We start from the raw sequence: 17746 nt of genomic DNA on the forward strand, positions 1-17746 counted from the left end.
TCTCACGCCGCCTGTTTAATGCAAGCCAAGGTTTCTCTTAGTTCTGGAATCGAGTTAATGAAGCGGTAAATGAAGGCGTCGAAATGCACAAAATCGGCGCCGTCGACCTGATCGCCGTAATCCAAGCCGGCTTCGCTGGCGATTTTCTTCCACGACACCAATTGACTCATGTACTCGTCGATGCTGCCGGTTAATTCCAGGAAATAACAATTCACCGCATATTTTTGTTGGGGCCGAATTAATCGGTAAATGGCTTGGCTTTCTTCTCTCGCCTTATAGCTGCGGTTGTAGAAGATGACACTATTGAGCATCGGCAAATTCAATCCGTCTTGTGTGACACCCAAGCTGGCCAGCATGACCTGGTCGGTGCCGTTGCGGATGCGGTCGTTTAGCCGGCTAATCCGCTTGTCGATGGTTTCCTCCCCGGAAAACACCAAATGACTAATCCCGGCTTGGTCTAACGCTTTTGACAGTCTGCGCAGCACCAAAGGATTGCGCGCAAAAACAATCGGTCTCAAATTTTGTTCGACCTGCTGTTTCACCAGTTCAATACACGCCAGTTCTTTGGTGGTCAGCTCCGTGAAACCCCGGCCGTAGCCGGAGACGATGCTAGGGGTATTGGCCGCCTTGAAACAGGCCTCAAGCCGTGCCAGGATCATGGTTAAATTGAGCGCTTTCTGTTGGTCTGTTTGTGCCTTGGCGTATTGCCGGTACCAACTGGCGAATTCCTCAGCGGTTTTGATGTAGAGTACTAAATGATCGATTGCCCAATCGACCTTAATCGGCGGGTGTAATCTAGGTTCCGGAAAGCGAACATACTTGGCCACGTCCGGTTCTTGTTGCACGCGGCGCTTAACCAATGGGGCTATCCAGGCTCGGTAATCGTTGAGATAGGCCGGGTTGATTTTCGGTATTTCACGCTTGGCGCCCCGTTCGTGAGTATCCTTGAATTCGTTGGTTGCCCATTCCAGCGTTACATAGCGTTTGGCGAATTCATCCCGGCCGGTCGGTTGAAACTCCGCACTGGTGAACAAGCGCCGCTCCAGAAAGCCGCCTTTTAAGGAAAAAGGTTGATAGGCGCGCTCCTGACCAGCGGTGAATGCCGCCAGGCTTTGCGATTCTCTGACATAGTTAGGAAACGGCGTGCCATCGAATATATACCGACGTTTGGCGCCCAAACACCACACCGCTTGACTTTGCTGCGAAAATTGATTGGACAGTAGCCCGCCTTCGTCGCAAATCACATTCTTAATCCGTTTTCTCAGGGCTTTAGCCAGGGTTAATTTCGGATAGCGTGGGTCAAAAGGGCGCTTTAGGCGTTCATAGCTGATGACATTAAGTTTGTTAAGTGCGGAAAGATCGGAACGCTCCCGAATGATCGTATAATCGTTGAATCCCAGTGTTTGAAGTTCATTTTCCATTTCGGCCACTAAGCGCGATTTCAGCACGATGAGTGATCTTCCCTCCAGTAATAAGGCCAATGAAATGGCCAGCCGAGATTTACCAAGCGCCATTTGCCAAGCACAGATCGCCCCGCGAGGCTTAAACGCCAATTCGCATAAGTCCTCTAGCTGAAAATCCCAGGTTAACCAGCGATCAATCCCTAATGCCTGGGCCTTGATTTTTAACCGGTCGATATCGCGGGGAAAGCTATGCGCGATCGGAGGATAAATCGTTTCCCAGTAACCGGCGTCGATTACCTCGCTTTGCGGCACAAAGTAATCGAAAAACCGCACTTCGTCGCAGGTAAAGGCGCCGCGCGATGTGGTCACCACAAACCCGGATGATTCTCGCTTTGCCTGAACTGTATCGCCTTTACGAACCACCGACACCGGTTCAGCGGGATCGATGAAACCCATCTTGCCAGCAATGGCGCTAAATTGGGGTGTGCCTTTTCGGTACACCGTGCGACTGAACGGGATTTGCATCTTGGCGTTTTCCCGAATAATCGCTTTCAGGCCGCCGATCAGTTCCGTTGAAATGATCGGTTGTCCGCCGGCAGCGCGTATGGTTTCCGAGACCTGCCGCAAAGCCAGGAAAGGATCCGGCTGAAGGCTAATTACATCTAAATTGATTTGAAATTGACCAGCATAGCGGGTCGATCTTGGATAGCGGTGAGTTTCTGTCGAATACAGACGGCTCCGATACAAGGTATTCATAACCCGGCCTTCGGTGGCGCCATCGCGAAATTTGAGCTTAATCCAGCGTCCAGCCCGACCGAGGATCACCGTTTTATCGTCGCTGAGCGGCGTCGTCACGACCGCCTTGCTACTTTCCACCAACACAGGACGAATCGGGAAGGTCGATTTCCCTAACTCTTCACAGGTACGGCAGGACAAATTTTCCAAATAAGGCGGTATCGATTCGGGTGTGATGGTTTCCCGAACAATGCGTTGACCATGCGCTGGATTGCGTTGGTCCTCCGAGCCGAGAATGAGTAATACCGTGTTCACCGATTCGACATTTTCAGCCTGAAACGTATCGCGGGGTAGAACGAATACCGCTCGGAGCCGGGCACGATAGGCCGGGATCGATTCGACTAAGGCCATGACAGAGGCCGGCACCACGGCCGCGACGATATCGCAATGGGCTAGGGCTTGAGCGAGTGCGTATTCATGGGATAAAGCCGAGGTGTTGGGGCCGTATTTCCCGTAATGCGTGATCCCTTCGTAAGCGTGCATATGCGGGCTGGATAGCGTGATCGAGAAAGGCGGATTAATCAGCGCCGCGCTAAATCGGTCTAGCTCTACGTTCTCCATACCGGCGGCAACGAAATCCGTTTCGAATTTTGCGGTGTCGATGATTCGAATGACCTGGTTTAACAACGCTTCGTCGACATCCAAGCCGCATAAATGGAAGCGTTTCGGATCGGCAAACCGGAACAACCCGGCATTGCCGAGACTGTTATCGAGCAAGCGGTACCGCTGTTGGTCATCGAACGCTGGTTGTATAACGTTCCACAGGTAGCGAGTCAGCCAAGCCGGCGTAAAAAACTGCGATAGTGTTTCTTTCCGTGTCTCGTGTAAGCCGGCCAGCGAACCGGGTTTCTCTGCTTGGCTACCTCTGGAAACCAATCGGCCCAATTCGGCGGGTAAATACACCTTCTCCATCTTACGCCGCCTGCAAGGTATTCATTCTGGCGACGATCGCCGCCGCTTGAGTCTCGAAACCGTTGAGCATTAAAAAAGCGGTTAAGGCTTCAAAAGCGCTGCGGGTGAAACGATACTCCACCTTGTCTTTAAAACAGGCGATTTGTAGCGAAGAGCCTTTACCAAACACGGTTCGAGACTCAATCTTTGAAGATGAATAAGTTAATCCCTTAACAGCGCTAACATACTGCGCAAAACTGGACTCTAAATCGATACCGGTATCGTTTAGAATTAATCGAAATGCGTTAAGAATATTACCGTATCGATCATGGCATTTCCTATCGAAGCTATGATTCCAATTCGGCGCATAGGTTTGGCAAATGAACCAGCCGTTTTTCGCATAAAACGAATAATGTCGGTCAAAATGCTTTAATCCGAATTCATCGACAATACTTGTTGCCAACATTGACAGTCCTTCGCTTTCTAAGTTTTTGATCTGCTCCTTGATTGATTGGGTGATACCGGCAAAATCGACATATGACAGATAAACCGAAACTAGGTTTTTGTCTTCATTCAGATCGCCTTCCGAGTGGCGGAAATAATACTCGCGAATAGAAGCATTGCTATATCGATCGGAAATTATTTTATATAGACCGGTGTCAACGCTAATTCTTGCCGGTGTTCCATTCGAATGCTGCCGTGTAAGTTGTGTGCAAAGTTCATTAATTACCAGTTCAGCGACAGATTCTATACAATCTCCAATGTAATAGGCGGATGTCGTTTTATTATCGATACCCAAAACGCTCAGGAATTGAGCTTTTTTTATCAGCTCGAATCGCGATTCAACCATTTCATTCAATCGATCAGTAATAGCTGTTTTAAGATTCGCAAGAGAAACCATATAGTGATACCTTGTAGTGATTAAGTAATGTTTTCACGTTAATACAAAACCAAAACTATGCAACCCTGTTTTATTGTTCTGGTTGCTCACCTTTAATAAGAGAATAGACCAATCTCTTAGCACCTTCATAACCGTCGAATAACGAAACACATTCAAAAATTGGATCGCCATTATTAACACTCCCCACAAAACATTTCACCAGTCTTATTTGTAATGGGTGATAGTCTGTTTTCGCCCGTTCATTGGTTATCATGTAAGGACAGTACATTATTTGATAGCAAACTCCATTGACTGATATGGTTATAAAGGCCACACCAGGACCGGAGTAATATGGAAAGTGTTTTTCGTCTGGTAATAGGGGTATTTGAATCCATTAGTGTCTCGCAAAGTTAAATTGAAGTTTAAGGCCGGGGCGCTAGGCTTAAATTAAGTTAATCCCACTAGCACAAAGTACTCGTGATGGACAAATACGCAATGGGGTAAACCGATCAACAAGCGGCGGGAATAGCACGGCTCAATTTGCAACAGCCTTGTCAGAATCAGACAAACAGACACAAATATTGAATAGTTGCATATATCTTAAGTCATGAGAGCATTAATCCTGCTCAGACAAAATAAGTGAAAGAGGATTAAAACCATGACACTGGGTAAACTAAAATCACTCGGTATTTCTGCGACATGGCAATTGCCACTATTACTACCGAAGACGTATATTGATTTGCGAGAACAGGCCATCGTTGATTCGTACGCCGACTGGCAAGAAGGAAAGGATTGTGTTGTACGTGGAATATTGTCAAATTATACGGCCACAAATGGCGTTGTACCGAGTAGACTCACCCTCAAACTGGTCGATATAGCTGATCGCTCAATTAGCGCGACTTTTTTCGGTAACACTAAATACCATCTGTCTATAGTGGCTGTGAAAATAAATCGCCCGATAGTAGTTACTGGCACGATGGGTTATTTCTCAGGTTTGCCTATCCTAAAAAATCCTCAGTGGCTGAATGAGGTTAACGTGGGCAGGATAATGCCAATCTATCCGGGAAAAACCAGCGTCATCAAACCCGAAAAGGTATTCGATCAGATGCAAGAATTGCTCCCCGAAGCAATACCAATGTGCGCGGAAAGGTTGATAGATGAATTAAATTGGACCCTTGACGAAGAATCCGCAAGAGTCGGCTTGGTACTCACCGGCAAAGGTGGCGCCAAACTGTCCGATTTGTTAAGGACAATTCATAGTCCACCGACGCCTGAAATCGGTACCAATGCAGTTAAGCTGCTAAAACTGGTGGCGACATGGAATGTACTGCAACGCGCGAAACGCGAGGCGCAAAGGCCGCCAAACAGCCATACAGCATTAGCGATCGAATCCGGACTGCCAGCGCGATTGTTATCGGAAACATCTTTGACACCGACCGAAGAACAAAGAATGGTTGTCGAGGAAATTTGCCAAGACATGCGCTCGGATATTCCAATGAACCGGCTGTTGTCAGCTGACGTAGGCTTCGGAAAAACCTATGTGGCGGCCGCTGCCGCTGCCGCGGTGTTCCGATCTGGTGGCACCGTGGCTTGGTTATGTCCCAATCAACCACTCGCTGTACAAACGCGGGACGCGATTTCCGGATGGTGGCCGGACCTTGCGCCGTCGTTGGTGATTGGAAGTCAGGGAAATTCTGGTTTTGAAGCCCGCTTTGTAATCGGCACCACAGCACTTTTGCATCGCATGCCGAAAAACCGATTGATCAACTTGCTCGTCTGTGACGAATCGCAGAAGTTTGGACTCGCTCAAATCCAGGCATTAATTGGCGATCGAACCCATTTCCTAAACTGCACAGCAACCTGTATTCCGCGTACAGCGGCTCTGGTAACCTTCGCCGGCATGAATGTTTCGCGCTTAACCAAACCGCACATCCAAAAAACAATCAAAACGCGACTAGTTACCCGCACCCATCGCAATCAATTGTTCGAATCACTTAAGCGTACTATTTTGGCCGGCCATCAAGCCTTAGCAGTGTATCCTTTGGCGGAATCGTCCACTCAGTCGATCAAAGACCGTAAATCCGCAGAAGGCGCATTCAAACTTTGGAACACGATATTTCCAGGACGCGTACGGTATATTCATGGCAAGTTATCTGACATTGATAAGCTGGATGCGGTACAGGCCATGCGCGACAATCACGCGGACCTGCTTATCAGCACCACGGCGATCGAGACCGGTATCGATTTACCGCGACTACGCCATGTGGTCATCGTCCATCCGGAACGGCTCGGCCTCAATACCTTGCATCAAATTCGCGGCCGAGTGGCCAGGGCTGGCGGATTCGGCCGCTGCGATTTGTATTTTCCCAAGGACATTGAGCCGGACTCGCTAAAGCGCCTGGAGATTCTGGTGCGCCATACCGATGGCTTCGACGTTGCTCGCGAAAACATGCGACTGCAAGGCATTGGCGACATTGGTTCGTCCGGCCTGGCGCAATCTGGGCAAACCGAAAGCTTCATTCCTGGTCACAAGATTAATTTCAAGGAAATTAACTGGGTCATTCGTCGTTGGTTGTGATATTTATCTGAAAGTCCATTTATGATTAGAACTTACAAATATAGCCTCAAGGCGCCAGAAAATTTCGCCGAAGACTGCGAAGATGAGCTTCGCCGGATGAACGATCTATGGAACAGGCTGATTGAGATAGATCGGCAAAGAGAGCGGTCATTTAAGGATTTATGCCGATCCACGTCGGCGGAATATGCCGCAGCGCAAGACGAAATCGAAGCGTTGCGGGAACCGATTGACAATCTTTACGATGCGATCAGAGCTGAACGCATTGCCACCCGAAGCAAAGAGCCGTCAGACGAATTGCGCGCCAGAAGAGACGAGCTACTAGGCCGGCGAAAGGCGCTTTGGGAAATCTGCAAAGCCATTCAGAAAGCGATCCCGAAAGAATCTCAGGCACCGATAAATGAAGTCTACAAGACCAATGTGAAACTGGCCCGCCAGCAAAGCGGTTGCTTTTGGGGAAATTACAACGCTGTGATCGAGTCATTCGAAACAGCGAAATCAAAGGCAATCAAAGACGGCGGCCGGCTGCACTTCAAGTCCTTCGACGGCTCAGGTCGATTCGTCAACCAAATTCAGGGTGGGATGACTGTTACCGAATTACTGGCCGGCAGTCACTCGCAAGCGCAGTTGACCAACCTGGTCACCACCAATAAAACCAAGGGTCGATTCGCATTCACCGCTTTTACCGGAAAAGACGACGCAGGCAAGCGGTTCCGCCGCCAACTGTTCAGCGAAATCAATTACCACCGGCCAATACCAGCGGACGGAGTTATCAAGGCGGTCGAAGTCGTCAAAGTGCCGCACGACGGCAAGCAGAAATACAAATGGCACGCCTGCTTTACTGTTGCCCTGCCAGAGGTTGACATCAAGCATCCAAAGCGGAACATTGCCGGGGTTAATCTTGGCTGGCGGCAATTCGGCGGGCGTCTACGGGTTGCCGTTGTCGTCGATGATGCAGGCAAAAAAACCGAATATTTCGTTCCGGCAGAATTGGTTAGCAAATTCGAAGCTGCCGAGACAATCCAAAAAGCCGCAGACGATGCCCGAAATGAAATGCTGTCTTGGCTACGCACCTTCTACCAGGATAACCGAGACGAGGCGCCGCAAGAATGGCGCGAGTCGATCCAAGGATTGCTGAGAAATAGGCCTTCGGTAGATGCCGCCAATCATTTGATGACTATCTGGCGTGAATGCGTGTTTGCCCAAGAAGAGTCAAGGCGTTACGCAGCGTGGCTAAAGTCAGATGCCGCATTGCGCCGATCATATACTGGATGCCGGCAAAACGCCGTGAAATGGCGGGAGGAAATCTATCGCCACATCGCCAAAGAACTGGCAGAGCGCTATGCCGTTCTAGCGGTAACCGATACGCCGCTCAGTACGATGTCGAGAACCAAGGCGAAAGACGATTTAGCTGTCGATAATGCGCTGCCCGAATCCGCCCGGAGAAATCGCGTAATCGCCGCAATCTACTCGCTGAAAGAATGGATAGGCAAACAAGCGGCAAAAACCGGATCAACTGTCGAAACGATCACCAGCAAAATGACGGCGACATGCCACAAATGCGGCTACGTCGCCGAGAAAAGGCTTCGCGGCTCGCAATACGCTACTTGCAAAAGTTGCGGTTCCGAATTGGAGCTGGACGAAAACGCTGCGATTAACTGCCGAAACCACGCGAGCGGTGCAGTGCTAATCTCAGATAAACCAGAGAAAACCGGGAGATTTCAACGTGCTAAAATGGCCGAAAATGACACCGCTCGCAAAATAGGTGACAATGCCTCGCCTCTCGTGACTTAGGCGAACGCCAGTTACAAACCCTGCTCATTGGGTTGGTTAATGAGACCGCCAATATTGGTCAGCACCAAGCGCATTTCACGGTGTTACAAACCCTGCTCATTGGGTTGGTTAATGAGACATGTCCGGCGCTATCTGGATCGGTTCGCTTGATAGGTTACAAACCCTGCTCATTGGGTTGGTTAATGAGACTGGTCGGTCTTGCATTTGATCCTGTTAACAAAGTGAGTTACAAACCCTGCTCATTGGGTTGGTTAATGAGACCGCCTCGATCCGGGTAGCCCACGCCACAGCCTCTCCGTTACAAACCCTGCTCATTGGGTTGGTTAATGAGACATCTCGTTTAAAGTTTTCCTTCATGGCCTTCGCTATTGTTACAAACCCTGCTCATTGGGTTGGTTAATGAGACAAGGTCAGCCTCGTAAAACCGGTAAAACCGCATATCGTTACAAACCCTGCTCATTGGGTTGGTTAATGAGACTCTACTAGGTCATGTACTGGGAATGATGGCTCTGATGTTACAAAGCCTGCTCGTTGGCTTGGTTAATGAGACAGTAGCCCCGCAATTAGCGAAATCTGAATGTTTAAAGTTCAAACCCTGCTCATTGGGCTGGTTAATGAGACAAATCCCCGTGCTCCTTTCAGTACAGTAAAGTCGCTGTAGGAAGGCAATAAGATTCATCGACCAACGAAAGACGCATTGGCAATTACATAGATCGGAATCCCGAAAAGTGATGCACATATAGCGACTATGGTTAATGCTAATGTGTGTGTTAGGCATAAAACGCCAATAAGACACCATTCGCTGTAATATTACACTTAGCAGGTTGGTGAAAAACTCTTTTTTGGCTTTGAATGACTCTATATTTAGTGACGATGAAGCCGATTTCCTACTAAATGCTGGTTCGATTGAGCAAAATTAGCGTCTCAAATATAGTTTTTCACCAACCTGTTAGGACTGTAATATTTAATTACGTCATCGGTCGCTATTATCACCCATATAATGTACATGTTTCATTGAAGATAATTTGGTCTATTACCACGAATGATGTGACCCTTGTCATCAATGCGACCCTCCTTGCGCAACGTTTTAACGAGCAAGCTGCGCAAGTACGCATTCATTGCTATTTTTCGATTTTCATCCGTTAAATCGGTCATATCGAGTTTGCAATTTCGACCTTGGTCTTGGCACAAGTCGGCCCGGATTTGGTATTGCGGACATTCATCGAGAAACTGGTATTTTTTACCACCCCCGCATAACTTCCACATCTGGAAATACTCACCAGCCGTTAAGAACTCGCGTTCTCTGAGAATTTGCCCCCAGATCCGCTCGTCAAGCTCGACACCGGGCGGCGGAGATTGTCTGAAACAAGGAAGCTTTCCGACGGCCGCGACATCCAGATCGCCGTCGTCCAAGGTATCGCCCATATTGAACCGAAAAGCCGGCGTGTTCGGCGAATATGCCCGCCAAGGATAACGACTATGCGTTGGGTACCTTGGCGTAACGGCATACAGACTGTCGGCTTCCTCCCGGCAGGCCGCATATTTTTTTGCCCGATCGTCGGCGTCAGGTTTTAGCGCAATGTGAGTCGCGCAGCCGTTTAGACCCATACTGGCCAACAAACCGAATAGAACGCAAGCTTTAGAACGCATAGTCCTGGGCGGATCTAGCTACGGCCGTACAAAGCCTGCCTGGAATGAGCCGGAGAACTCATATTAAAAATTCCTCTTTGCTCCGCCCGGCCCCTAATAATTCCTTCATCCATTTTGGCGCAACACCACGACCTGTCCAGGTTTGGGTTGCATTAGCCGGGTTGCGATATTTCGGTGCAACTTGGGGGTTGCGAGAGGCTTTTGTTTTCACGGTGGCATCAATAATCTCCACCGACACATTAATCGAAGCCGCTAATTCTTTAATTTGAGCGATCACCTGTTCTCGCTTTTCGCTGATTCTCGCACTGAGCTGACTTTTTGCGCTATTGATAATATCGAGCAATTCGCCTTCGGATTTACCATCAAATTCAAGCATTATTTATTCCTTAATAGAGAAACTAAAGTATTAACACGTTATCGCGGCTAACGTATAGCCTCTGCGCTGTTTTGTTCGCAGTATGTCATTTTGAGCCTTTATCGCCTCTTCTTCCGATTCATACCAATTAGAGCGCACGGTTCCGGGCGATCCAACCCGGCCCCACTCCCTTACTAAAGACCAGTCGCTAAAAATACCGGGTGATATCGTCAGCGCATAGAATCGATGAATATTCGAATCCGCATCATGGCGTTCCAGGTAAATACCGCACATAAGAATAACGTTAGAAAGAAACGACATTATTAATATACGATAAAAATGAAGAATCGTCATCCGTATTTCTGAAAAAGACTAAGCGATGTTAATCGGTATTTGCGAGCCTTTTGTAATATCAAGATAGGCACCTTGCCAATTTAAGCCGCCATTGCGCAATAAACCCCAAATCAGTTGCATCGCCACATTTGCGATCGCGCGATTAATGGGTAACTCTTGGCTGGCTAATGCTTCCTCCATGCTGCAAGACGGTGTATTCGAATCGACCATTCCATCCAATTCGGGGTGAAAATCATATACGGACGGCAAGGTAATCTGGCAATCATCGTGATGCGACAACCGCCCTAAAATCACTTGACCGGTATGTGCGCCATTGCCGGTATCCAACCACAGCGTTCTGCAGTGTTTAGAACGGCAACACTGGCTTAAATCGGCTCTAAATTGCGCCACGTCCACACACGTAATCACCAGATCGAAATATTCCGGCTTATTGCATTCAATAGAAAACATTTCAGGAATTCCGATCCAATCCTGACCATAGAGATAATTAATACGCTGAATGGTGAGTACGGCTTTATTGTGGCCTAAATCGCTCGGATAGAAGGCCTGCCGGCCAATATTAGGCCTTTCGACCTGATCGCCATCCCATGCCGTCACATGAAAACCGGCATGTCCCAATTCGCGGATCGCATAATCGATTCTCGCCAAACTGGTCAATACTTCCGATCCAGTGCCACCAACGCCAATCAGCGCAATCTTAACGCGATTTTCAAGCCAGTTTGCGGGGGTATAGAATTTAAACATAGTCGGTTTCATATTCAATTTCAAACGTAGTGTTAAATACTACCCGGTTCATCACTGATGCAATTCGAATCGGCCATTAGCTTGCTGGCCTATTATTTTCAAGGCGCCCTTGGCTGACCAACAAGTCGCGTTCGTGCGCTCTGAACACTCGGCTGACATCGTTAATGCCGCAATTTTCAAATACAGCAACAGACCACCAGCCCCAAATAATTCGTGTCATTGGCCCTATTGCCTCAATGTACGGTCTTTTTGAAAAGCCGCCTCTTTTGTCTTGCTCCAACATAATAATCATGTCCGAATACTCCCGATCTGAATCCGATCTAGAACTTAATCAAAAAACAACCTGAAATCCTCGCAATCGAAAAAATGGCCGTTTACATTCATTCGAGTAGCGTAATTTTTATGATCGTGGCAATGCCCGATCACTCCGGCGACATAAAAACCGTGCCGATCGGAAACATCGTCCATTCCTGAGAAAAACGCGGGCATCCGGCCGTGGGTATGCACATCTAGGACGATCGCACTACCTTCAGGCAATTCGTTGCGGTAGGACACATGCCCAGGCCCGACGCTCAGAATCTCGGGTTCGATCAATGCGTAGCCCTGGTGCAAAACATCCCAAACCACCCATCCGGCCCACTCGTCGGGGCAGGCCGACGTGGCCTTTTGCTCAATGATTTCCAATAACCGAACCGGCATCGCCCCATGTCGAAGCCGAACGCCTTGCGCCCCAAGAACCCCATAGGGCAATTTGATGATCGACTGGGCCACTGGGAGCCTGACTTCGAACACTTCATTGATGGCCTCTAACACCACGCCTTCTTGGCCAATCACAAAGCGGTGTTTGCCGAGTTCCGGCGCCGGCAGCTTTTCGCCAAACAGCGGCTGCATATAGGTGGGTGTTTCACCAAACAAAATCCGGTCGCGCGGGTCGTTTAGATAGGCATTCATCATCATCTTCAGTCTGCCTATGCGTGTCTGCTGATAAAGTCTGTAACGGACATTTTTAACGGGTTTAATGCGCTGTTTGGAAATCGCACTGTGTTTTGCGTGGCCAGATCGGCCCAGAATTTGAAACAGTCTTTGGTTTCGACGGCGTCTGCTTGATGGCCGACTTTCAGGCTATGCGGATGATTGACATGGGTGAATGCGCTTTCGAACATTACCGCTTCCCAGGCCGTTAATTGCTCGGCATCGCAATAATCCGGCAATGGCGCACTGCCAGTACACACTCTGCCAACCTGATTAACGTTCATCAAGGGCGCGTGGTAGAGCTTCGTATGCGCCGTAATCCTCCGGTTGCTCGCTAATGCCGCAACCGAGAAATGACTGTTGCTGTTAGCCACCATCAGTAAACGCGGCCAAGGCACCGTCAGCGTTTGCGGCTTCAATCCTACCGGCTTGAATATCATGGGGCGAACTGCGGCCGGGGTCGTCCATGCGATATGCGTGCTGCTGATCGAGACCACCGCCGTTGGCAATAGCGTCGCTTTTCGCAGCGATCTATTCAGGATTTCCCGGAGTAAGTTTTCCAGATCGTCACGCCCCATTAACTTTCCGGCGCCCACGACCAGCTTACCGTCATCGCCCTCGAAAAACTCATGCGCGGATGAAATCAGTCTGCTACCGCTAACGCCGTTCGCCCCAGTCCCTATATGTTTCAGTTCGTGAACGAGAATGGCGGTCATCGGGCTAATGCTGGCCGTCGGTTCGGCACAGTGTGCAAAAAATTCAGTCATTGTCACCTTGCTGGTTTATTTGAATCATTTCGGCCAACCGAATTAACCCTCTCGCTTTAGCCAGTATCATCAGTTTGTCAGCGGTCTGGTTTAACGCAATAGGGTTTAACGCGACTGAACTCATGGGCGTTTCACCGGCATTGGCAATGTCTTCGTACAGTTCGGCAGCGAGTGTTTCTTCCCAGTCAAAGCCAAAGCCGATGGCATGGCCCACCCCAATGCCGCAATCGCTATAAAATGACCCGGTGGAGTCAAATATCGTGAATTCGGGGTGATGGTTCTTTTTTATTTTTTCAACGAACCGAATAAACGCGAGGCTTTCTTCGATAAACGGCCACCAGGGGCTGGCGACATAAGCGTCCTGCTGCTTGTGTAAGCGATGAAACGCTCGAATACCTTTCAAATCCGGAATGTCGCCGAAGAGTTTCTCCGGGTCATTGCTAATGATTCGCCGCAGTAATTCGATGCGCTCTTCCAGATAATCCGCATCATCGGTGAATTCGCTGAAGGGATACTGGCCTCGTTCTAGAAACAACTCGGCGAGTTCCCGATCGCTGGCGTTATTGCCGCCATTGATTTCGGCTTTCAATTCGCTCAACTCGTCTTCAAGGAAAAAGCCAATCCCCGTCCGCTGGATATCGCAGGCACAGATGCCGATTTCGCCGAAATCTTGGATATAGCGAATACAGCCAATAACCACCTTCGCCAACTCCCGATCGACTTCGATTAAATCCAACTGCGTGAATCGCGGATTCAGGGCCATCACCAAATCCACAGGCTGTGGGCCGGCCTCGTTACGGCCGTATTCTTCCCTGACTCGGAACTCGAAGGCGATCACTTCAAAATCGTCGTCATCCTCGCCGACGATCGCTTGCGCGACCGCATTCAACTTGGCGTCAATCCGCTTTAAACTTTCCCGGTACAGCCCGGTAAGCGCCTGTGATCCGCCGGCGAAGTGCTCGTCAATTTCGGCTGGCGTTACCAAGCCCATTTCATAAGCTAACAGTATCGCGGTGCTGAACACTGCTCTGTTCTGCCGGAATAACTGGATCGCTTGCTGTTCGACAATCCCGCCAACCAACAACCGCAGGTCGAAGTCCAGGCGCACTTCCTTAAACAATACATTCAAATCAAGGGCAAGGTTTGCGCGGGGACATGGGTTAACGCCGTTCGCTTCAATTTGATCGTTCTCGAAAGCAGGAACAGAACACATACGTTAGAATCCATTAGGCCGTTGTCGCTGTCATCGGTAGTGGGCAAACCACTCGCCCACTGCTGTAATAGGGCAAGATTACCCGCACTATCCTTTGGTTTTGACTTCATGGGTTTTAATCGGAAAGTGCAATTCATCGCCGATCAGTTGCGGCTCGCCCAGCACCGCATTCGCTAAATGCGGATAGGCTTTTTCGTAGAGTTTGACGGCATCGATGGGCGGCAAATTCGGGGCCGGATCGGCCAGCCTGATCGCACCCATTTTGAATACACGTGTGGGTCTTGTCACAATGGCGTCGGACATATTGGCTGACCTCAAAAAAATAAGCTTTTGCTATCGGTGGGAAGATTGGCGCCGACCGGCGCCGTGTCGTTGTCGTCGTCCTCGGCTTTTTTTGGCGTTTGCGCTGCCTTCTCGTTCGCGGTCGATGCCGTTGTGAGACTATTGGCTATTTTTGCGGCCTCTCTAATGCGAGACATCGCCTGAGCAAACTCACTCTTGCCATCCGACACCCCGTTCACGTACTGCATTAAACAGGCCGGAAAATCCCGGTCCAGATTCGCGGCCATATCGGTGACGCAAAGCGGCATAGATATGGCCGCTCTGACCTGTTGCAATTGCGGGTCGTCAATGCCGGAGGCAGGCCCGTTGAAGCAGGGTTGAATCAACACTGTTAAACGATTGCCTTGGCGGCAGATGGAAAAATCGATTCTTTCGCCATCGCCTAAAATTGTTTCGAACTGTGCAAACATGGTTAAACCTCTAATTCAGGGTCTAGTGTGTAGTCTTGGTTGGCGATGCGCTCGTCGTCATCGACATCGAACCAACCCGACTCAGGGATGCTGTTGGTCGCCGACAAAGCTAACGCGCTGCTGGTCGTAGCGGCTGTGTGCGTTGAGTTCGGATCGGAGACGGGTTTATCCTCTCCCATGAATTGGATAACGCAAGCCGGGACGAATCCGGCAAAGTCATAGCCACAGCCAAAGACCTCGTCCAAAATTTCGCCATTTTTCTTTTTCATCAGGTTGGCGAAGGTGTTTTTCTTGTTGATACCCTCGTAATAGGTGACAAAAGCCACCCCTTTTCCATTGATCGCTTCCCGTAACAAACCCTCCATCCCCGATTTGGTGAAAGCGCTCAGAAACTCGCGGGTTACGATAAACTCGTCCTGGAGCGCAATATTCATGAACTTGCAAACCCCGGCGGAACCCATCGCCCAAGCTTTGCTAATGGTGGTGTTGATACGTTCATGCTGTCCCAGCAAATGCGTCAGTATCCTCTCGTTGAAGGCCATCATTTCTTCAATACTGAGATAGCCGAATGCGTCGACAAAGTCGCGCAGGGTGCCGAACATCGGCCAGCTCGCTTGTTTCGTTCCGGCGGCAATCGGTAAGGCCTCTTTGGGAAAGGTAGTTTGCACTAGCCGGTATAATGCATAACTGTTGACCAACAGTTTACCGTGCCGATGTTGGACAATGTATTTGGCGCCGGTATCTCGGAAAAAGCCTTCGATGTGTTCGAGCACTTTACCCGGTGTGGCGCCGCTGGTTCCGTCCGATGGCTTTTGAGCCGAATCGGCTCGGCCGGGGTTGGCGCCCTTCTTCGCATCGGCACCCGTCGCTGCGGCTGTATTCCCGGTCATCGTGGATGAACCCGGATTCGATAAGCTTGCTTGATAACCCCGCACTTTTTGGCCGTGGCAATCCAGGTCAAAACAACAGTCTTCGCTGACTTTCCCCGGCGAATTGGGATTGGTCGAAAGAAGGGCTCCAAAATGTCGACACTGACTACACCCCTTTTCGAATTGCGTTTTGCCCACGCCGTTTTGCCCCGTTTGTATCACGACCACAAAGCTCTGCGGCGGCTTTTCGGTATCGAGAAACACCGCCGCGTACCGGTCGTGCAAATCGCGCTTCCGGGCTTCGACGGCATCCTGGGTTTTTTGGTTGAAACAATCGGGGTTGGCGCATAGGCCGCTTTCAACATGCTCGTCGAACAAGTTCGCTTGCAAATACGAATTGTGATGGCAGGACGCACACTCGGTCCGATCGAAAATCGCGCTTTCCAACGGTCTGGCAAATCGACTCAATCGCGCTTTCAATTCGGGAACCGAATACTGGTGCTCGATTAATTTCTCCAGCGTGGCATTTTGAAAATCGGACGGTAGCTGGCATAGCAATTCAGCGTGACCCAGCCGAATAGCTCTCGCTGTCAGGGCATTCAAGACCTCTGTCGAGGCATGTAACAACAGCAGCCTCGCCTCGAACTTCTTGGCAGACCACCCTAGTAACCGTAATGCTTCCGCTCTATCACCGTCGCAGTCGCTGAGTACGTTTCGGGCCGCGATCGCTTCTTCGCCTGGACTCATATCGGCTCGCTGGGTGTTTTCAATGGTAGCCACCAGCCGCGCCTGTTTGTCGTCCAGGTGACGCACCGCGGCCGGAATTTCGGACAGTCCTGCCGCAACCGCGGCGCGATAGCGGCGCTCGCCGACCACGACCCAATAAGCTCCTCCGTCGGGTTGCGGTCGGACGATAATGGGTTGCAAGACCCCTTCAGCTTTAATGGATGCGCTTAATTCCTGCATTTCACTATCGCTAAAATAACCCCTGGGATTAAACCCCTCTTTGATTGATATTAAACTGATCGGCAAACTTATAAATTGAATGGTACTTTTTTTATTCGCGGCCATCGATAAGCTCCATCATTATTTGGATTATTGGTATGGTTTATTCGAATAGGCAATATTCGAATCACGAAATAACTGTTACATGGCTTTTTGAATATGCAACACCAAAAATGAACGGATATGCACTGTGAAAGCGGGGCCGGCGAATAGTATTCAGATCACAACACTCGCAACCTGATTTCCGAATAAGATGAAAGCGACCGAGATTAGATAAAGAGAGTAAGATCTAAATGCCTCAGCAAACGCCGATGGCTTGTCTTTTAATGACTGATGGATTTATTCAATATTCGCCGGACAACAGTAATACCCTATCCGTCCAGTAGAATATCCAACGTCCGACCTGTTGGTCGGGCCACGACAAGGAATCCTCGGTCACACGCTTACCCTTTTCGTCGGTCACCGATAACAACGCCTGTCCGGCGCTGCGAGTTAATTCGATCCTGAGCCACGGATAACAATTTGAAAGCGGCGGCAAAACCGACACCGCCCAAGCCAATAGTTCAGTCTGTCCGGCGGCCTCGACAAACTCTTTCACGCCTTTGGTAATCCGAATCGAGCTGTGCGCACCGTAGCCATACCATAGACCGTCTTCGGCTAGACGATAAAGCGTGAGAATCGCGATTAAATTGACTGTGTTCATGACCAATTAGGCCTCAATTCCTAA

General features: G+C 49.6%; 16 protein-coding genes and 1 CRISPR repeat array. Of the genes, 2 read left to right on the forward strand and 14 right to left on the reverse strand.

The window, feature by feature from the left end:
* Positions 1–2: 2 nt before the first annotated feature.
* Positions 3–3110, reverse strand: a complete 3108-nt coding sequence (locus QLH52_RS05950; RefSeq protein ID WP_319960908.1) for an SNF2-related protein — start codon at positions 3108–3110, stop codon at positions 3–5.
* Between the two features lies 1 nt (position 3111).
* The gene (locus QLH52_RS05955; RefSeq protein ID WP_157770368.1) at positions 3112–3990 is read right to left on the reverse strand and encodes a hypothetical protein; all 879 of its coding nucleotides are present in this window, start codon (positions 3988–3990) and stop codon (positions 3112–3114) included.
* 637 nt (positions 3991–4627) lie between these two features.
* Here QLH52_RS05955 and QLH52_RS05960 point away from each other — a divergent pair.
* Positions 4628–6547: a helicase-related protein gene (locus QLH52_RS05960; RefSeq protein ID WP_319960909.1), complete on the forward strand. Its 1920-nt coding sequence runs from the start codon at positions 4628–4630 to the stop codon at positions 6545–6547.
* 21 nt (positions 6548–6568) lie between these two features.
* Positions 6569–8338 (forward strand): zinc ribbon domain-containing protein, encoded by a 1770-nt coding sequence (locus QLH52_RS05965; protein WP_319960910.1) that lies wholly within the window; start codon positions 6569–6571, stop codon positions 8336–8338.
* Between the two features lie 10 nt (positions 8339–8348).
* Positions 8349–8959: direct repeats of the CRISPR family, unit length 36 nt; unit sequence GTTACAAACCCTGCTCATTGGGTTGGTTAATGAGAC.
* Positions 8960–9349: 390 nt separating this feature from the next.
* Here the strand turns inward: QLH52_RS05965 and QLH52_RS05970 are convergent.
* The 12 genes from QLH52_RS05970 to QLH52_RS06025 all read right to left on the reverse strand — a co-directional run bounded on the left by QLH52_RS05970 (position 9350) and on the right by QLH52_RS06025 (position 17722).
* Positions 9350–9946 (reverse strand): hypothetical protein, encoded by a 597-nt coding sequence (locus QLH52_RS05970; protein ID WP_319960911.1) that lies wholly within the window; start codon positions 9944–9946, stop codon positions 9350–9352.
* A 100-nt stretch (positions 9947–10046) separates the two neighbouring features.
* Positions 10047–10364 carry an H-NS histone family protein gene (locus tag QLH52_RS05975; protein WP_054758361.1) on the reverse strand — a complete coding sequence of 106 codons (318 nt, stop codon included), beginning with the start codon at positions 10362–10364 and terminating at the stop codon, positions 10047–10049.
* A 30-nt stretch (positions 10365–10394) separates the two neighbouring features.
* Entirely contained in the window at positions 10395–10697 is a 303-nt protein-coding gene (locus QLH52_RS05980; RefSeq protein ID WP_306305925.1) for a WGR domain-containing protein, read from the reverse strand.
* Positions 10698–10715: 18 nt separating this feature from the next.
* Complete coding sequence (locus QLH52_RS05985) at positions 10716–11441, reverse strand: PRTRC system ThiF family protein (RefSeq protein ID WP_157770367.1); 726 nt, start codon at positions 11439–11441, stop codon at positions 10716–10718.
* A gap of 76 nt (positions 11442–11517) precedes the next feature.
* Positions 11518–11733 (reverse strand): hypothetical protein, encoded by a 216-nt coding sequence (locus QLH52_RS05990; RefSeq protein ID WP_157770366.1) that lies wholly within the window; start codon positions 11731–11733, stop codon positions 11518–11520.
* A gap of 35 nt (positions 11734–11768) precedes the next feature.
* Positions 11769–12398, reverse strand: a complete 630-nt coding sequence (locus QLH52_RS05995; RefSeq protein WP_096876838.1) for a PRTRC system protein A — start codon at positions 12396–12398, stop codon at positions 11769–11771.
* 11 nt (positions 12399–12409) lie between these two features.
* Positions 12410–13180 carry a PRTRC system protein B gene (locus QLH52_RS06000; protein WP_319960912.1) on the reverse strand — a complete coding sequence of 257 codons (771 nt, stop codon included), beginning with the start codon at positions 13178–13180 and terminating at the stop codon, positions 12410–12412.
* Complete coding sequence (locus tag QLH52_RS06005) at positions 13173–14393, reverse strand: hypothetical protein (RefSeq protein ID WP_319960913.1); 1221 nt, start codon at positions 14391–14393, stop codon at positions 13173–13175. Before QLH52_RS06005 ends, QLH52_RS06000 begins: the two co-directional genes overlap by 8 nt.
* Positions 14394–14480: 87 nt before the next feature.
* The gene (locus QLH52_RS06010; protein WP_082881123.1) at positions 14481–14696 is read right to left on the reverse strand and encodes a PRTRC system protein C; all 216 of its coding nucleotides are present in this window, start codon (positions 14694–14696) and stop codon (positions 14481–14483) included.
* Positions 14697–14707: 11 nt separating this feature from the next.
* The gene (locus QLH52_RS06015; RefSeq protein WP_319960914.1) at positions 14708–15145 is read right to left on the reverse strand and encodes a hypothetical protein; all 438 of its coding nucleotides are present in this window, start codon (positions 15143–15145) and stop codon (positions 14708–14710) included.
* 2 nt (positions 15146–15147) lie between these two features.
* Positions 15148–17085 (reverse strand): PRTRC system ParB family protein, encoded by a 1938-nt coding sequence (locus QLH52_RS06020; protein WP_082881122.1) that lies wholly within the window; start codon positions 17083–17085, stop codon positions 15148–15150.
* A 277-nt stretch (positions 17086–17362) separates the two neighbouring features.
* The gene (locus QLH52_RS06025) at positions 17363–17722 is read right to left on the reverse strand and encodes a DUF6876 family protein (RefSeq protein WP_064023657.1); all 360 of its coding nucleotides are present in this window, start codon (positions 17720–17722) and stop codon (positions 17363–17365) included.
* Between the last annotated feature and the right edge of the window lie 24 nt (positions 17723–17746).

Origin of the sequence: Methylomonas defluvii (genome assembly GCF_033949435.1) — a bacterium.
Taxonomy (GTDB): Bacteria; Pseudomonadota; Gammaproteobacteria; order Methylococcales; family Methylomonadaceae; genus Methylomonas; species Methylomonas defluvii.

Bases quoted from the DNA above. Each gene is read 5' to 3' on its own strand.
- QLH52_RS06010 (WP_082881123.1), bottom strand. From the start codon at position 14,696: ATGTCCGACGCCATTGTGACAAGACCCACACGTGTATTCAAAATGGGT.
- QLH52_RS06015 (WP_319960914.1), bottom strand. From the start codon at position 15,145: ATGTTTGCACAGTTCGAAACAATTTTAGGCGATGGCGAAAGAATCGAT.
- QLH52_RS05995 (WP_096876838.1), bottom strand. From the start codon at position 12,398: ATGATGATGAATGCCTATCTAAACGACCCGCGCGACCGGATTTTGTTT.
- QLH52_RS05990 (WP_157770366.1), bottom strand. From the start codon at position 11,733: ATGATTATTATGTTGGAGCAAGACAAAAGAGGCGGCTTTTCAAAAAGA.
- QLH52_RS06000 (WP_319960912.1), bottom strand. From the start codon at position 13,180: ATGACTGAATTTTTTGCACACTGTGCCGAACCGACGGCCAGCATTAGC.
- QLH52_RS05970 (WP_319960911.1), bottom strand. From the start codon at position 9,946: ATGGGTCTAAACGGCTGCGCGACTCACATTGCGCTAAAACCTGACGCC.
- QLH52_RS06025 (WP_064023657.1), bottom strand. From the start codon at position 17,722: ATGAACACAGTCAATTTAATCGCGATTCTCACGCTTTATCGTCTAGCC.
- QLH52_RS05965 (WP_319960910.1), top strand. From the start codon at position 6,569: ATGATTAGAACTTACAAATATAGCCTCAAGGCGCCAGAAAATTTCGCC.
- QLH52_RS05985 (WP_157770367.1), bottom strand. From the start codon at position 11,441: ATGTTTAAATTCTATACCCCCGCAAACTGGCTTGAAAATCGCGTTAAG.
- QLH52_RS05975 (WP_054758361.1), bottom strand. From the start codon at position 10,364: ATGCTTGAATTTGATGGTAAATCCGAAGGCGAATTGCTCGATATTATC.
- QLH52_RS06020 (WP_082881122.1), bottom strand. From the start codon at position 17,085: ATGGCCGCGAATAAAAAAAGTACCATTCAATTTATAAGTTTGCCGATC.
- QLH52_RS06005 (WP_319960913.1), bottom strand. From the start codon at position 14,393: ATGTGTTCTGTTCCTGCTTTCGAGAACGATCAAATTGAAGCGAACGGC.
- QLH52_RS05950 (WP_319960908.1), bottom strand. From the start codon at position 3,110: ATGGAGAAGGTGTATTTACCCGCCGAATTGGGCCGATTGGTTTCCAGA.
- QLH52_RS05980 (WP_306305925.1), bottom strand. From the start codon at position 10,697: ATGACGATTCTTCATTTTTATCGTATATTAATAATGTCGTTTCTTTCT.
- QLH52_RS05955 (WP_157770368.1), bottom strand. From the start codon at position 3,990: ATGGTTTCTCTTGCGAATCTTAAAACAGCTATTACTGATCGATTGAAT.
- QLH52_RS05960 (WP_319960909.1), top strand. From the start codon at position 4,628: ATGACACTGGGTAAACTAAAATCACTCGGTATTTCTGCGACATGGCAA.